Here is a 16,825-nt window from a genome sequence, read left to right as displayed (position 1 = left end):
TTTCCTACCACCGGCATAGCCGGTGGTTTTGTCAAGCTAAAGCGAACAAAAAAATCCCCTCACCATCCATGGCAAGGGGACTATTTTTCCTATTCAAACCAAAATATTTGTACCATCAGCGTTGCAAATTTATTTCTTCATATAGAAAGCATACATCGACATTTAGTGGATGTAAAAGGCTTCCCCCTGGAATCAAACAGTGTTACTTTAATCCTCATAAATAGGATATCTGTCTGTTAACGCTTTTACACGTTTTTTAGCTTCTTCCTTATTGCTTTCAAAATCTTTTAAAACTAGGGCTATTACAGCTGCAATTTCCTTCATATCAACTTCAACCATACCTCTTGAGGTAATGGCAGGAGTACCAATACGAATACCACTGGTTACAAAAGGAGACTGGGGATCATTTGGAATTGTGTTTTTATTAACCGTAATTCCAACCTCATCCAGTTTTTTCTCTGCTTCCTTACCTGTAATATTCAAAGAGCGCAAATCAACCAGCATCAGGTGATTGTCTGTACCGCCGGACACAATATTCACACCATTTGCCTGCAAACTTTCCGCTAAAACCTTTGCATTCTTTACAACCTGCCCAATGTATTCCTTGAATGAAGGCTCCAACGCTTCTTGAAAGCATACAGCTTTTGAAGCAATGGTATGCATCAATGGTCCACCCTGAATTCCGGGGAAGATAGATTTATCAATCTTTTGAGCAAATTCCTCTTTACACAATATCATTCCGCCACGAGGGCCACGCAAAGTTTTATGGGTTGTTGTGGTAACAAAATCTGCATGAGGTACAGGAGAAGGATGTAAACCCGCCGCAACCAATCCAGCAATATGAGCCATATCCACCATAAAGTAGGCTCCAACTTCCTTTGCTACCTTGCCCATAAACTCAAAATCAATGGTTCTTGCATATGCACTTGCACCGGCAACAATCATTTTTGGTTTAACCTCTAATGCTTTATTGCGAAATGCTTCATAGTCAATAAATCCATTATCATCTACACCATAGGCCACAAAGTTAAAATATTTTCCTGAAAGGTTAACAGGGCTGCCGTGGGTTAAATGACCGCCATGATCCAAATTCATACCCATAACAGTATCACCGTATTGAAGCATCGCAAAATAAACAGCTTGATTCGCCTGAGAACCACTGTGGGGCTGTACATTCACATGATCACAGCCAAATAATTTTTTTGCCCGATCTCTCGCCAAATTTTCAACAATATCAACCTTTTCGCACCCACCATAATAACGCTTTGCAGGGTAACCTTCTGCATATTTATTTGTTAAGGGCGTACCCATGGAAAGCATAACCGCCTTGGAAACAATATTTTCCGATGCAATCAACTCAATATTATGCTGTTGGCGCACAAGTTCTGCCTCAATTGCCTGGGCAACCTCAGCATCCACATTTTTAATTTCTTCAAAATTCAAACCCATTTTTCATCCTCCATTCTTTTCTGAAAATTCTTTTTTATTCCTCGAATGATCTGATCTGTGCTGCTTTGCACAAGTTCTCTGTTCTTTTCCTCTTGAGCATATCCCTTTATTCGGAAGAAGTATCTAGGCCTCTTCTGTAAAGGACTATATCCAGAGTATAACATTTTAGCCGGAAAAAAGTACTTGGCAAAATAGATAAAAAAAAATTCACTTATATTAAAAATAAGGTTAAATCTTCCAACCTCTGCAAAAGAAAAGCTAAAATACTTCAAATATATTTATTTTACTCCTATCACCCATTTTCTCGCTTTACATACTATATATAAGAACATATACAACTCAAAGGAGGCAATCTTATGGGAGCTTTTGAATTTGATAACAATACAGAACTCAGTAGTAGAAGCTGTGGCTGTGGATGTGGATGTGGCTCCAATGCTGGAACTGGCGAAGTATGTATCATCGCGCAAAAAATCTTCGACCAATGCCGTATTCAGAAATGTTTAACACCCGATATTTTGGGACCCGCTAGAGCTGCAAGGAATGGTGGTCCTGGTGGTAACGACATGATTTGCGAGGGTGATATCATCATTCCCCCTTGCAATGCAACCGATGTTATCATCAAACATCTGGTACTGAAAAAAATCGAAATTATTCGCAAGACCCCCAGCTCTTTGCAAACCGGCTGCTGGGATATTGAACTAAGGTATGTCTTTGAATATACTTTAGAATTCCGTCGTTCTGATGGTTGCTTTATCGGACGCATTGATGCAACAAGCAGCTATACCCTGAAGACAACATTGTTTGGTTCTACCGAAGCAGAAACAACAACTGTAAACGAAATGTTTAATGGTTGCTTTAGCGGCATCGGCGGCCCTTACGTTGTAGCAGAAGGTAAAGCTCTCGCATTGGATGCTGAATTGAAGTATGCAAGTCCTAGTAACAACAACTGCTGCTGCTGTTGCTGTAGTTGCATTTGCGGATGCGAAAGCGGATGCGGCTGTGACAATGGAGGTAACAATGGATGCAACAACGGATGCAACAACAGATGCAACGATTACTGTGATCCTCAAACAGCTCCAGTAGCTGTAAATGTCACAATCGGTTTGTTCACAATTATCAAGCTGTATCGCCCTGTAAACATGGTAGTTCAGTCCTTAGGCACATGCTTGCCTGAAAGCTGTGTATCACCTTTGCAGAACGGTGATCCTTGCGGAAACTTTAATGCTATGAGTTTCCCTTGGGATGCATTTGTACCTTCCCAAGAACCTAAATCCTGTTGTGCATATACACCAACCTACAGTTCTCCAAACTGCGATGCGGATGACAAAGACAATTGTGTAAATAACTGCAATAATAATTGTAATTGTAACAACAGATGCAACTGCAGATAAAAATGTAGCTCCACATCATTCCCCCGGCCAACGCCGGGGGTTTTTAAATACTTAAATATATTATTTTTTATTTACTAACTTTATCGATTAAAGGAAGACGGCTTAGAAGTTTATCAATCTCTGTTGCAATAATAAAGGACTGGGTTCTTCCTAAACCCAGTCCTTTACAAACGGCTTCTTATCTATTTTCGGATATTTTACTTCATCTGAGCCAAACGTTCTTCAATCTGAGCTAACATTGCTTTGTATTTTTCACCTTTTGCCGTTTCCTCATCAATCAAAGACTTAGGTGCTTTTGCTACAAAACCCTGATTTGCCAGCTTCTTTTCCACACGCTGAATTTCACCCAGCATTTTATCTCGCTCTTTTTCCAAACGCTCTATTTCCTTGGAAATATCAACCAATTCCGCCAAAGGCATATATATTGTAGCATTGGAGATAACCACAGAAACTGCATCTTCATCAATGCCTTCTCGTGTGTTTTGAACCATAACCTCGCTGGCATATGCCAAAGTTTTAAAGAATACCTTTGCATGCTCAAAAATATGGCTGATTTCCTCATTTTCAGTAACAACATATACCTGTACCTTCTTGGAAGGAGCTACGTTCATTTCACCTCGAATATTACGGATATTGCGAACTGCTTCTTTAATCGTATCTATTTCCATTTCATTTTCTTTATAGTTCCACTCTTCTTTGTATACTGGCCAATCGGAAATCATGATACTTTCTTCAGCATCCTGAATGTGCAAAAACAGCTCCTCGGTGATGAAAGGCATAAAGGGATGCAACAGCTTCAAGGCATTTATCAAGACGGTTTTCAGTGTCCAAAGGGCAGCTTCTCTGGTATGATCCTCTTTATTGTATAAACGAGGTTTAACCATTTCGATATACCAGTCACAATATTCATCCCAAAGGAAATCATAAACCTTCTGAGCAGCCAACGCCAATTCATAATGCTCCATGTTATCTGCAACTTCTTTTGCCAAAGTATTTACCTTTGAAAGAATCCATTTATCTGCAGAAGTTAACATGAGAAGCTTTGTTTCCACTTTTTCATCTAAATTCATCATTACAAAACGAGTCGCATTCCAAATTTTATTGCTAAAGTTTCTACAGTTATCCAGTCTCTCCCAGTAAAAGCGCATGTCATTTCCAGGTGCATTTCCAGTAATGAGCATCAAACGCAGAGGGTCAGCACCGTAGTTTGCAATAACCTCAAGAGGATCGATGCCATTGCCCAAGGATTTGGAGAATTTACGCCCTTGATCATCACGAATCAGCCCATGAATCAATACATCATGGAATGGAATCTCACCAATCTGTTCCATACCGCTAAATACCATTCTTACTACCCAGAAGAAGATAATATCATACCCTGTAACCAAAGTGCTTGTAGGATAGAAGTGTTTCATCTCTTCGGTATTTTCAGGCCAGCCTAAGGTTGAAAAAGGCCATAAAGCAGAGCTGAACCATGTATCCAACGTATCTTCATCCTGTCTGAGATTTGTAGAGCCGCATTTTTCACATTTATCCGGTGTATGCTTGTCAACAGTGATATGTCCGCAGTCTGCACAATAATATGCAGGGATACGGTGTCCCCACCAAAGCTGACGAGAAATGCACCAGTCACGTATATTTTCCAACCAATGCATATAAACCTTACCAAAGCGGTCTGGCACAAAGCGCAGCTTCTGATTTTCATATACTTCCATAGCAGGCTTTGCCATTTCATCCATTTTTACGAACCACTGCAATTTAATCATTGGTTCAATGGGAACATTACAGCGCTCATGACAACCTACAGCATGGGTAATGTCCTCAATACGAACCAAATAGCCCTCATCCTTCAGCTTTGCCACAATGGCTTCTCTGCATGCATAACGATCCATACCTGCATATTCCCCTGCCAATTCGTTCATTGTGCCATCATCATTCATAACACTGATACGAGGGAGATCATGTCTCATACCAACTTCAAAGTCGTTAGGGTCATGGGCAGGTGTGATTTTTACTACACCAGTACCAAATTCACGGTCAACATAATCATCGGCAATAATAGGAATCTCTTTATTTAACAAAGGTAAAATACAGTTCTTTCCGATTAAGTGTTTGTATCTTTCATCCTCAGGATGAACAGCAACAGCAGTATCCCCCAGCATTGTTTCAGGTCTGGTTGTTGCCAAACGCAGTTTTTCATCAGAACCTACAATGGGGTAATCAATATGATAAAAATGTCCTGCTGAATCAACATGATTTACTTCAGCATCGGAAATTGTGGTCTGACACTCAGGGCACCAGTTAATAATTTTTTCACCACGATAGATATAGCCTTTTTCATATAACCGGCAGAATACTTCCAGAACAGCATCAGAACAGCCTTCATCCATGGTAAAACGAACTCTGTCCCAATCGCAAGAACATCCTAATTTACGCAGCTGGTTCAAAATAATGCCGCCATATTCCTCTTTCCATGCCCATGCACGATCTAAGAAACCTTCACGACCAACATCATCCTTGCTCAAGCCTTCGGAAGCCATCTTTTGAACAACCTTTAATTCAGTAGAAATACTGGCATGATCAATACCGGGTACCCATAATGCATTATAACCTGCCATTCTTTTCCAACGAATGAGGATGTCTTGCATGGTATTATCCAAGGCATGACCCATATGCAACTGCCCTGTTATGTTCGGGGGTGGCATAACGATACAGAAGGGCTTTTTACTTTTATCAACCTCTGTGTGAAAATATTTCTTTTCCATCCATCTTTCATAGAGTTTTTCTTCAACAATTGATGGATCATAACTTTTAGCTAATTCCTTCATAATACTCTCCTCCTCATTTTTTCCTAAAATATTTCTTTTCATCAAACAATGCAGTTTGTTTTTTCCTATAGAAACAATATTTTAATCCCTACTACAAAGATTCATCTTTGTTTGTTATAACCATGTCTTGGGTCTTTTATAAACAAGGTTTCAATTTAAACAAAAAATAAAATGATTCTTCCTTATTTATCTAGACATTGCATTTTATTGATAACAAGATTTATAAAAATGTTCCTCATTCTTGCATATGTTTTTCTACTTTTCATGGACTTAGAGGCGCATTTTCATAGATAAAAATATAAAAAAAGCTTCCATCCATAAAAAGGACGAAAGCTCGCGGTACCACCTTAATTTCTGCCCAAAGGGCAGACACTCAATAACCGATAACGGGGTAAACCGTTTTTGCCTACACAGAAATAATCCTTCAGCAAAACAACTCAAAAGCTACCTTCTGTATCCTATTTTGAAAAGGGCTTACAGCCGATGACCCTTTCTCTCTGGCAATGATCCGATACATACTCCTCTTTTTCACTGTCTTTTGCAGTTTCTATATCACAAGATTTTAGTCAATTCCTTTAAATTTGTCAAGCATCTTTTTATCAAATTACTGTTAAATCACAATTAATCCACAGAGAAGGGTGTATTCTTACTTTAAACGCCCTCATAACGAAAACAGTATACAAATAACAGTCTACTATTCTCAGGTGTATTACAGTTGAAAAATGGTAAAACTTGTTGTATGATGAATATAATATATATCATTTAGATACACAGAAAGGAGTGATCCTACATGCTGAACCAAAAAGATGAATTTATAGATAAAACGAACCTATGGCTTAGCTTAAAACTTGAATCACAATTATATGCCATTGATAGTTCTTATGTTGAATCAATCTCTGTATTAGAAGAACCAGTCAGCGTGTTGCCAGATAGTAATATTATAAAACGTGGCATCATTCATTCAAGGGGAAACGTAGTTCCCATTATAGATTTAAGACCGGCATTGGGTTTGAAAACTCTTGAACAGGAGCAAGATGCTTTTGACGAAATGTTAGAGCATAGAAAAAATGACCATATTCTTTGGGTAAAGGAAATGGAGCGATGCCTTTTGGAGGAAGATACCTTTCGATTGGCCACTGATCCCCATAAATGTGCATTTGGAAAGTGGTATGATTCCTATCAAACCAATAACCATGCCATTGCATTTCACTTAAGTAAAATTGATGAGCCACATAAAAAACTCCATGAAACCGCTCATCTGGCTTTCGATTGCCCTCGTCATTGCAATGATTGTGAAAGAGAGCAATGTCTGCGGGATCAGCTTAAGCAAGATGCACATACATATAAAGATATCGTTGTAAAGCTTTTGGACGAAACAAAAAAAATATTCCGTGATAACACCAAAACCATGTGTGTCACTGTAAGAGATAAGCAAAACTCTTTATTGGGGCTGCTTGTTGATGAAGTTTTAGCGGTGGAGACAATAACAATGAAAGATTTACCCCCTAGCTGTTTGAATACATCAGGTCCTCAGCTACTCTCACATATTGGAGAAAAACAAGGCTCCGACGCCACATTTTTAGTACTGAACATGGGCGGTATTTTCAGCCTTTAGTATTACGTATGTTTCTGGATAGATACAAAAGTTTTCAGACAAGAATATCTTAATTAATTTCAACAAAAAACAGCACAATCCCTTTTGGATTCTGTGCTGTTTTCTTTTTAGTCCTTTTGATATCTTGAAATATTCAAAAGCAAACCTATCATAATAGTTAAAAATAATAGTGATGTACCACCATAGCTGATAAAGGGCAAAGGCTGCCCTGTATTTGGTATGGTATTTGTTACAACACCGATATTGATAATTGCCTGAAATGCAATGACTGATGTAATGCCAGTGGCCATCAATGTTCCATATGTATCTTTGGCATTCATGGCAATTTTAATACCACGCCAAATTAAAACTGCGAACAGAATAATGACCAAAGCTGCCCCGATAATCCCCAATTCCTCACAAATAATTGCAAAAATAATATCATTATGAGACTCGGGTACGAAGGTTTTCTGTCTGCTTTGACCCAAACCAAGGCCAAAAATACCACCCGATGCAACAGCGTAAAGCCCCTGAATTGTTTGAAAGCCTTTTCCTGTGGGGTCAGACCAAGGGTCTAACCATATCCTAATTCGACTTAGGCGATATGGGAATAAAACAACTGCAAGCACACCTGCCGGAATAATTGCACCTGCACCTGCAACGAAGTACCAAACTTTAGGACTACCAATGAACAGCATGGTCAAACCCATCAACATAATCAACAAAGCGGAAGAGAAGTTTGAAATTGCAATCAACCCTACAGGCAAAGCCAAAACCATTAGAGCCCTAAAAAAGCCTTTAACATTGGCTAAATCCTGTCTATGACTCACAATGTATTGGGAAAAATAAAGGACTAAAGCCAATTTTGTAAATTCTGATGGCTGAAACTGCAACATACCTACTCCAAGCCAGCGTTTCTGACCACCGGCCTCAATCCCGATAAAGGGCAGCAGAAGCAAGAAAACATTTGAAGCCCAATAAGCCAATAGGGCAAAGCGCTTCCAGAAATTATACGGAATATTCATGCAAAAAACCATTGCTACAATACCCAAAACCACCCAAACACTTTGTCGTTTTAAGAAAAAAAACATATCATAATTATATTTAGCACCGGTCATGGTTGTGTAGTAGCTAGCGCTAAAAATCATTACAACACCAAATAGCATTAGTGTCAATGCCACGAACAAAACCGTGAAATCGAAGGAATCGGGTTTAATTCGCTTTCTTTTTGCTGTTGGACCCTTCCTTTGGCTATACCCTCTTCCCATTTCCTCACTCCGTTTCTTCCGATTTTAGTTAAAACCTTGAGCCCATATGAAAGGTCTTAGACCTTGAGGCTCTGTCTCAGTCTCCACAAGGAGTTTAACCCCTTGACCCTTTTTCAAATACAAGGTTTCTGTGAGTTACATTCAATATTCATTACTTCTCCTCAAACATTACAAAGGTCTTAGACCTTGAGGCTCTGCCTCAGTCTCCACAAGGAGTTTGACCCCTTGACCCTTTTTCAAATACAAGGTTTCTGTGCGTCACATTCAATATTCATTACTTCTCCTTGGAAAACAACGTTTTCCATATTGGGTCAAGGGCAAAGCCCTTGCTAGGTTTTAGGGACAGCGTCCCTAAGGTCTTAGTCTTTGTTGGGTTTTAGGGGTAGCCACCTAAGATCTAAATCCCTTTACTTGCTCTTTAAACATATCTCCCCGCTGCTCATAATTATCAAACATGCCCCAGCTAGCACATGCAGGAGAAAGCAAGACACAGTCCCCTTCGCTAGATGAGTCTCGGCAGAGATTAACAGCCTCTTCAAAAGTTTCACAGATAGAAATATCAGTGAACCCAAATTTCTCCGCAGATGCTTTGATTTGCTGTGCCGTAACACCAATTAAAACAAGATGCTTCACTCTGCCTGGAAAAAGCTTCGTCCATTCATCAAAGGATACACCTTTGTCATAGCCGCCGCCAATCAAAACAATGGGCTTTCTCATTGCCAGCACTGCACGGATAGATGCGTCCGTATTGGTTCCTTTAGAGTCATTATAATAATCTACGCCATCCACCGTAGCAACATACTCAATTCTATGGGCAACGCCGCAGAAATTTTTCAAAACATCTCTGATGATAGCCAACGGTACTTCTGCAACAATAGACATTGCCGCCGCTGCCATGGCATTCTCATAATTATGAATACCCAGTATTTGCAGGTCATGAACTGAAATTAAATTCTCTTGTATGCCGTCCCAACGAACACAAATCATATCACCTTCTAGGTAAATCCCTTCATCTAAAGACTCTTGACTGCTGAAGAAAAATACCCTGGCCTTAGTTTTCGCCGCCATCTTTCGGCAAACCTCATCACTATAATTTAGGATGCAAAAATCTTCTTCCGTCTGATTCTCAAAAATCCGTTCCTTCATAGAAATATAATTTTCCATAGTTTTATGACGATTTAAGTGGTCAGGTGAAATATTCAAAACTGCACTGATATGGGGAGAAAAGGTTTTAGCCTTTTCCATCTGGAAACTACTGATTTCTGCCACTACCCAATCATTTTTCGTCAATCGCGAAACCTCACCACTGTAAGAAACACCAATATTCCCTACTACCGCCGTATTCGGCTTTACCACCTGCATAATCTGACCCACAAGGGTAGTTGTTGTCGTTTTTCCGTTTGTACCTGTAATTGCTGTCACAGGACAGGGCGTAAGGGTGTATGCCAATTCAACCTCACCAATGACAGGAATCCCTCCAGCCTCTGCCTTAAGAATAAAAGGAAGATCACAGGGTATCCCCGGGCTTAGCACAATGAAATCCTGCTTTAAAACAATTTCATCAGGATTTTCCCCCAGAAAAAGGGAAATCCCTTCTTGCTCTAAGAGCCGAGAGTCTTTTATTTCCTCTCTCTTTTTCATATCCTGAAGGGTAACATTCGCCCCTAGTGTATTTAAAAGCTTGGCAGCAGAGATGCCGCTTTTTGCCATACCGCAAACCAAAACTTTTTTATCCTTATAGTCCAATTTAGATTCCCTCTTTCCGAAAGTTTTCAGCAAAACAAAGTACTTTTTCAGTCAAATATAGTCCGAACGTTCTATTATGAAACTTCCATATTCTGCGAATTTTATGCAAAATGTTAAAGTTATAGAACATTTATTACCTTATTTTAATCTCTAACAACTCAATGCTTTGAAATAAACAACGTTTTTTCTTGGAAAATCCCTTCTAGAATATACCGTCACAACCCAAAAAACCGATTAAACAAAGCATAGCCGTGGCCACATAAAACAGTGTGACAACCTTTGTTTCTCTCCAACCACTCTGCTCTAAATGATGATGAAAGGGCGCCATTTTAAACAATCTTTTTCCCGCGCCATATTTACGTTTTGTAAGCTTAAAATAACCAACCTGAAGCATTGTGCTGATGGATTCCAAAAGGTAAATAAATCCTACAATCAAAATAAAAATGGGCATTTTTAATATAAAAGCCGTTGAAGCAATAAATCCTCCTAAGGCAAGAGAACCAGTATCCCCCATAAAAACCTTTGCGGGATAAGAATTAAAAATCAAAAATGCCAACAACCCACCGATAATTGCTCCACAAATGGGTGAAACTGTGCTTCCTGCCGCCCAAGCTACAACAGCAAAAAAAGCTGCCACAATCAGAGTAACGCCTCCTGCCAGACCGTCCAAACCATCGGTCAAGTTAACCCCATTTACTGTGCCAAGTATGGCCACAAATAAAAATGGCACAAAAAGAATTCCCAAATCAATGCTTACACCTTGGCCAAAAGGAATATAAACTTCTGTCCCAATGCCACTAGCATACATGTACCAGCAAAAACCTCCTGTCACAATGAGCTGGAGCAATATTTTCTGCATCGCCCGCAATCCAAGGGAACGCTTTTTTACTACCTTGATATAGTCATCCAAAAAACCGATAATTCCATAGCAAACTGTTACCAAAACAATAACCGTACCATCGGTATTTCCTTTCATAAAAAATGCTGCTGCTACAGCAAATGCAATTAAAAATGCAATGCCCCCCATGGTTGGTGTGCCTTGCTTTTGCAAATGGCTTTGAGGTCCATCATCCCTTACATTTTGCCCAAACTTTAATCTGTGCAGCATAGGAATCATAACCGGACAAAGGATAACCCCTACCACGAAAGATATAATGATTGCGTATACCGCCTGTTCCAAAGACCCCACTTTAGTTCACTCCCTGTATTTTTTCTACGGTTTTTTCCAATGCCATGCTTCTGGATGCCTTCACCAAAACAGCATCCCCCTTTTTCAGCATTGCCAAACCTTCGTTCCAAAAATCCTCTTGACTATTAAAGCAATAAACCTCTTTGAGTCCACTGTTTTTTGCGCCTTGCATCATTTCAACATTGAATCTTCCTATACAAAAAAGAAGATCAATTTCTTTTTCTGCGGCATAGGCACCAACTTCTTCATGCATTTGAGATGCATACTCTCCGAGCTCTCCCATAAATCCTAAGATTCCCACTTTACGACCTTCTGCATTTGCGAGAATATTCAGTGACGCCTTCACGGAAACAGGGTTTGCATTATAAACATCATTTAAAACAGTTATACCATTTTCCAGCTTCATAATATTCATTCGGTTCTTCGTTGGCACAAAATTCTCAATGCCCTCTTTTATTTCTGCAAAACTCAGACCCATCTCAAGCCCCACTGTAACTGCAGATAAGGCATTCAAGACCATGTGTTCTCCAGGCATGGGTATCATTGCATCAAAAGAACCCCCAGGGGTATGGATGGTGCATTTGGTTTTTTCCATCCCCATAAGCTCCAAATGATCCGCATAAATATCTTTTTTATTTTCAATGCCAAACCAGCGCAATTTTTGAGGAAGCTTCCCCTCTAACGTGCTGAGCATATCATTATCTCCATTTAAAACCGCAATGCCATCCTTTGGCATGAAATCGAACATCTCGCACTTGGCCTTCAAAATGCCCTCTCTACTACCCAAATACTCAATATGGGCAACGCCAACATTAGAAATCAACCCTAACTGCGGTCGAACTACCTCTGCCAATGCATGAATTTCGCCGAAATGATTCATACCCATTTCAATCACCGCAATTTCATGATGATCCTCCAAACGGAATAATGTCAAAGGTACACCAATATCATTGTTATAATTCCCTTGTGTCCAGAGAACATCGTATTTCTGCCCCAAAACGGAAGCCACCATATCCTTAGTTGTAGTTTTCCCTACGCTTCCGGTAATCCCAATAAAAGGAATATTAAATTTATTTCTATAATGTGCCGCCAATTTCAGCAAAGCCTTTTTTACATCGGGAACCAAAAGCAAAACGCTACCTTTTTTGGGCGCGATTACCTTGGAGGACAAACAGGCAGCAATGCCCTTTTCAAAGCATTCCTCAATAAACTGATGCCCATCCACACGCTCTCCCTGTACTGCAAAAAACAGACTGTCCTTCGTTACTTCCTTAGAATTCTGCGTAATATGAGAAATGGTTTTATTTAAAACTTCATCCAGACCGTCCACTGCAATTACCTGCGCATTCGTTGCCTCAATGATTTCTCCAATGGTCATTTTTTTCATAAGCAATCCTCACCAAAAGCCTTTCGTATCTCTTCCATATCGTCAAAATGAATGGTGCAGTCTTTAAAAATCTGATAAGTTTCATGTCCCTTCCCTGCAATGATAATCACATCGCCGGCCTTTGCCATTTTTGCCCCTTTATAAATTGCCTCACCTCTGTCAGCAATTTTTTCATAGGAGCAAGATGTCTTTTTCATCCCTACCTCCACCTCATTTAAAATGGTTAGAGGGTCTTCTGTTCTGGGATTATCAGATGTAATAATACAATACTCGGAACCATTGCCTGCAATTTCGCCCATGATTGGTCGTTTTGTTTTATCTCTGTCACCACCACAACCAAAAATAGTAATTATTCGCCCTTTGGCAAACTCACGGGTAGTTTTTAAAATATTATCTAACCCATCCGGCGTGTGAGCATAATCTACAACAGCTTGGTACCCTTTTTTGCTGCGCACAGCTTGAAAGCGACCAGCCACCCCATGATTTTCTTGAAGCCCAGTTATAATATCCTCCATGGGAATTTCCAGAAGCAAGCATGCTCCAATGGCACCCAAAGCATTGTAAACACTGAATCTACCTGGGGTACTCAAATGGACATGATATTCCTTTTCATCCCAAGACAAGGAAAAATCCGTACCCTCAGCAGTAATTTCTATATCTTTTGCCTGTAAATCAGCAGCGTTGTCAACAGAAAAAGTCAATACCTGACCAGTCGCCTTATCCTTCATAAAGCTTCCAGCGGCATCATCCATATTGATTATACTTTTTTTTGCCCGTTGAAATAGTTTGGATTTTGCCTCTTTATAATTCTCCATGGTTTTATGATAATCCAAATGGTCTTGGGTTAAATTTGTAAAAATCCCAATCTCATATGCAATGCCATCAACCCTATGCAAATCTAAGGAATGGGAGGATACCTCCATAACCACATGGCTTACATCTTCTTTCACCATTGTGTCCAGTAATTCCTGCAGCTCCTTTGATTCTGGGGTGGTACGCTCTGTATGGAGTATTCTATCACCAATACGATTCTCAATGGTTCCCACAACACCAACCTTTTTTCCCATATGGTCTAATACCGACTTGATTAAATATGTGGTGGTGGTTTTTCCGTTAGTACCGGTAACGCCAACAACATGCATTTTTTCAGAAGGCTTTTTATAATAATTTACCGCCATGAAGGCCAAGGCTTCACGGGCATTCTCCACCAGTATAACTGAAATTTCCCCGCCGATTTCCTCTGGTAAATGCTCACAAATCAAGGCAACTGCGCCGTTTTCTACTGCTTTTGCCCCAAATTTATGCCCATCCACCTGAAAACCGGTAACACACACAAAAACATCTCCCGCAAGAATCTTTCGGGAGTCATACTCAATTTTTTTCACTTCAATAGATAGGTTTCCTTGTAATACTTTATAGGAAACCCCCTCTAACAGCTTTTGCAATTCCATGGCTGTTTCCTCCTTTGGTTAAACGATTGCCAGCCCTCGGCATATTTGAGGAAAGCTTTTGTCGTCAGTAAAAACATTTATGTAAAATCACTTCATCATTTTAAATACAATGAGCGATAATTACAATACTTTTTCGTATTTCATCCCATTTTTTTATGAAATACGGCTTTGTTCATTTCAACTAGATTGAAAAGAATATATTTGACTGGTAAAAGTAAAAAATTTCAAATTGAAACCCTCGTAAATGGGGGTACCTTTCCCTTTAAAAACAAGAAAAATCTTGATTTTCAAATACAAAATCTTATCTTTGTCTACGAAAAAAATCACGCAGGGAAAAGTATACCACATTTACGCTAATCTACCAATTATTTTTACCACTTCTGAGCTTTTTCTTTCATCTACAAAAGGATTTTCTTATTTATAATACACCATAAGTTTTTTTCATTCTAAATAAACGATTACTTGGGTTCCTTTATTTATGGTTTCTCCAGAGGGTGGTAATTGCCTTTTAACAGTTTCTCCCTCTCCTCGAGCACTTACTGATAACCCCTCTTTTTGCAATGTATTTTTTGCCTCCTGATAAGTCATACCGATCACATCAGGCATAGTGGCTTGTTCTTTTGCCGCCTCTTGGGCTTCTTTTTCGCTATAAACCGGTTCAACCCCTATGTATGGTAAAGTATTCTTCATCAATTCCTGCATAACAGGGCCTGCTACGGTACCTCCGTAATAAACACCCTTTGGCTCATCAATTAAAACCAGCGCCATTACTTGGGGATTTTCCGCCGGCGCAAAAGCCATAAACGACGCAATATATTTGCCACTTTTACGTGGCAGCTTTTCGGATGTAGCTGTTTTACCGCCAATGCGATATCCCGGTATATAGGTCTTGCTGCCGGTTCCTTGGGATACAACGCTTTCCAATATCATTTTCATCGTTTCAGAAGTTTCCTTTGAAATAACCTGTTCCCCTTTTTCATATTGAAATTCCTCAACCATGTTTCCATCCTCATCAGCAATTCCCTTTGCAAAATGAGGCGTTACAAGGTTACCACCATTCACAATAGATGCTGCCGCTCTTAGAAGCTGTAACGGTGTAATTTGAAAAGACTGACCAAAGCTCATGGTCGCAAGCTCTACAGGGCCAATGTTTTCAAGCTTGTGGATAATGCCCACCGCTTCACCGGCAAGGTCAACCCCTGTTTTTTGGTCAAAGCCAAATTTTTTCATATAATTTAAGAACTTCTCTGCACCTACCCGCTCAGCAACCTGCATAAAAACGGGGTTACAAGAGTTTTGTACACCCTGAATAAAAGTCTCCGAACCATGGGTACGGGGAAAACGCCAGCATTTAATACGTCTATCACCAACTACATAAAAGCCGTTACACTGAAAGGTGCTTTCTGGCGTTACAACGCCCTCTTCAAGCCCTGCCGCCGAGGTTACAATTTTAAAAGTACTACCCGGTTCATAGGTATCATTAATGGCCGTATTTCGCCACATTGCATTCAAATAATCATTGCGCTCCTTCTCCGAAAGGGTGCTCCAAATTTGCGCCAGAGCATCATCATTAATGGTAAAAGGATCATTCAAGTCAAAAAATGGATAGTTTGCCATCGCATATATCTCACCGTTTTGTGGATTTAAGACGATAATGAGACCATGGTCTGCCCCCTTCGTTTCCACCGCTTTTGCAATCGTTTGCTCTGCATATTGTTGTAGCACCACGTCAATGGTTGTCACAAGATTTTTTCCATCCTCGGGTGGAATTCGTTCCTGTTGACTGTCAACTTCATTTCCTCTGGAATCAGTAAGGGTTAAAATCTTCCCCTGCTTCCCCTCTAAAAGATCATCATATTTGGCCTCTAGGCCCAAAATACCCTGATTGTCCTTTCCCACAAAACCAATTACTTGGGCACCCATTTCCGAAAAGGGGTATACCCGCTTTACATCCTCGTCCACCATGACACCGGGGATCTCCGCCTTTCGAATCTCCGCCGCCAGCTCACTATCAACCTTGGTTTTTATTCTGACCAAAGCCACTTTCTCCTGAACCTTTTTTAAAACGGTCTCATAATCCAAATCTAACTTTTCCGCCAGATAAGATGCAGTTTTTTCTTTATCTTTTGCTTGTACTGGAATAACACTAACAGCATTTACCGTTTCCGTCAACGCAATTCCCACACCATTTCTATCCAAAATACTGCCTCTTTTCGGCATAATCAGCCTATCTCTTGTTTGCTGTTCATAGGCCATTTCCTGCCACTGCTGGGAACGGAACAACTCAATATAAATAATTCTGCCGAGCAATAAAGTAAAACCAAACATTGCCCCAAACAAAAATACCAGCAGCTTTTTTTTAACCCCTATAGGTGGTCTTTCCATGAAAAACACCCCTGCCTTCTCCATTTATAAAAAATATATGGAAAAAACAGGGCGTGTATGCGTTTAATTCTGAAAGTCAAGTCTTGTTATGAAAATAAGCATAATTTATATCCTTTTTACTCAATAAAAAAACAATC

10 protein-coding genes and 1 other annotated feature are annotated in these 16,825 nt (G+C 39.9%); of the genes, 2 read left to right on the top strand and 8 right to left on the bottom strand.

What is annotated here, in order from left to right; genetic code table 11:
• Positions 1-207: 207 nt before the first annotated feature.
• On the bottom strand, positions 208-1,449 hold the full coding sequence (glyA, locus tag NE558_RS13780; RefSeq protein ID WP_256150751.1) for a serine hydroxymethyltransferase: 1,242 nt from the start codon (positions 1,447-1,449) through the stop codon (positions 208-210).
• A 356-nt stretch (positions 1,450-1,805) separates the two neighbouring features.
• Here glyA and NE558_RS13775 point away from each other — a divergent pair, with 356 nt between their 5' ends.
• Positions 1,806-2,840: a hypothetical protein gene (locus NE558_RS13775; RefSeq protein ID WP_256150749.1), complete on the top strand. Its 1,035-nt coding sequence runs from the start codon at positions 1,806-1,808 to the stop codon at positions 2,838-2,840.
• 197 nt (positions 2,841-3,037) lie between these two features.
• Here NE558_RS13775 and NE558_RS13770 read toward each other — a convergent pair whose 3' ends face one another.
• A complete protein-coding gene (locus NE558_RS13770) occupies positions 3,038-5,668 on the bottom strand; it encodes a valine--tRNA ligase (RefSeq protein WP_256150748.1) in 2,631 nt (876 codons plus the stop codon).
• A 319-nt stretch (positions 5,669-5,987) separates the two neighbouring features.
• Positions 5,988-6,209 (bottom strand) — a binding site (T-box leader).
• Positions 6,210-6,458: 249 nt separating this feature from the next.
• Between NE558_RS13770 and NE558_RS13765 the strand changes: the two genes are divergently transcribed.
• Positions 6,459-7,283: a chemotaxis protein CheW gene (locus tag NE558_RS13765; RefSeq protein ID WP_256150747.1), complete on the top strand. Its 825-nt coding sequence runs from the start codon at positions 6,459-6,461 to the stop codon at positions 7,281-7,283.
• 107 nt (positions 7,284-7,390) lie between these two features.
• Here the strand turns inward: NE558_RS13765 and ftsW are convergent, their stop codons facing one another.
• The 6 genes from ftsW to NE558_RS13735 all read right to left on the bottom strand — a co-directional run bounded on the left by ftsW (position 7,391) and on the right by NE558_RS13735 (position 16,688).
• Positions 7,391-8,530: a putative lipid II flippase FtsW gene (gene ftsW / locus NE558_RS13760; protein ID WP_256150745.1), complete on the bottom strand. Its 1,140-nt coding sequence runs from the start codon at positions 8,528-8,530 to the stop codon at positions 7,391-7,393.
• A gap of 390 nt (positions 8,531-8,920) precedes the next feature.
• The gene (murD, locus tag NE558_RS13755) at positions 8,921-10,276 is read right to left on the bottom strand and encodes a UDP-N-acetylmuramoyl-L-alanine--D-glutamate ligase (protein WP_256150744.1); all 1,356 of its coding nucleotides are present in this window, start codon (positions 10,274-10,276) and stop codon (positions 8,921-8,923) included.
• 202 nt (positions 10,277-10,478) lie between these two features.
• Positions 10,479-11,465, bottom strand: coding sequence for a phospho-N-acetylmuramoyl-pentapeptide-transferase (gene mraY, locus NE558_RS13750; protein WP_330643500.1), 987 nt, complete (start codon positions 11,463-11,465; stop codon positions 10,479-10,481).
• Between the two features lies 1 nt (position 11,466).
• Positions 11,467-12,852, bottom strand: coding sequence for a UDP-N-acetylmuramoyl-tripeptide--D-alanyl-D-alanine ligase (locus NE558_RS13745; RefSeq protein WP_256150743.1), 1,386 nt, complete (start codon positions 12,850-12,852; stop codon positions 11,467-11,469).
• Entirely contained in the window at positions 12,849-14,303 is a 1,455-nt protein-coding gene (locus tag NE558_RS13740) for a UDP-N-acetylmuramoyl-L-alanyl-D-glutamate--2,6-diaminopimelate ligase (protein WP_256150742.1), read from the bottom strand. Before NE558_RS13740 ends, NE558_RS13745 begins: the two co-directional genes overlap by 4 nt.
• Positions 14,304-14,744: 441 nt before the next feature.
• Complete coding sequence (locus NE558_RS13735) at positions 14,745-16,688, bottom strand: penicillin-binding transpeptidase domain-containing protein (protein WP_256150741.1); 1,944 nt, start codon at positions 16,686-16,688, stop codon at positions 14,745-14,747.
• Between the last annotated feature and the right edge of the window lie 137 nt (positions 16,689-16,825).

Source organism: Anaerotignum propionicum, assembly GCF_024461735.1.
In the GTDB taxonomy this organism is placed as follows: Bacteria; Bacillota; Clostridia; order Lachnospirales; family Anaerotignaceae; genus Chakrabartyella.
Note: the sequence above shows the minus strand (reverse complement) of the source record. Positions and strands in the feature narration are given on the sequence as shown.

Bases quoted from the DNA above. Each gene is read 5' to 3' on its own strand.
- NE558_RS13745 (WP_256150743.1), bottom strand. From the start codon at position 12,852: ATGAAAAAAATGACCATTGGAGAAATCATTGAGGCAACGAATGCGCAG.
- ftsW (WP_256150745.1), bottom strand. From the start codon at position 8,530: ATGGGAAGAGGGTATAGCCAAAGGAAGGGTCCAACAGCAAAAAGAAAG.
- NE558_RS13775 (WP_256150749.1), top strand. From the start codon at position 1,806: ATGGGAGCTTTTGAATTTGATAACAATACAGAACTCAGTAGTAGAAGC.
- NE558_RS13765 (WP_256150747.1), top strand. From the start codon at position 6,459: ATGCTGAACCAAAAAGATGAATTTATAGATAAAACGAACCTATGGCTT.
- NE558_RS13770 (WP_256150748.1), bottom strand. From the start codon at position 5,668: ATGAAGGAATTAGCTAAAAGTTATGATCCATCAATTGTTGAAGAAAAA.
- glyA (WP_256150751.1), bottom strand. From the start codon at position 1,449: ATGGGTTTGAATTTTGAAGAAATTAAAAATGTGGATGCTGAGGTTGCC.
- NE558_RS13735 (WP_256150741.1), bottom strand. From the start codon at position 16,688: ATGGAAAGACCACCTATAGGGGTTAAAAAAAAGCTGCTGGTATTTTTG.
- NE558_RS13740 (WP_256150742.1), bottom strand. From the start codon at position 14,303: ATGGAATTGCAAAAGCTGTTAGAGGGGGTTTCCTATAAAGTATTACAA.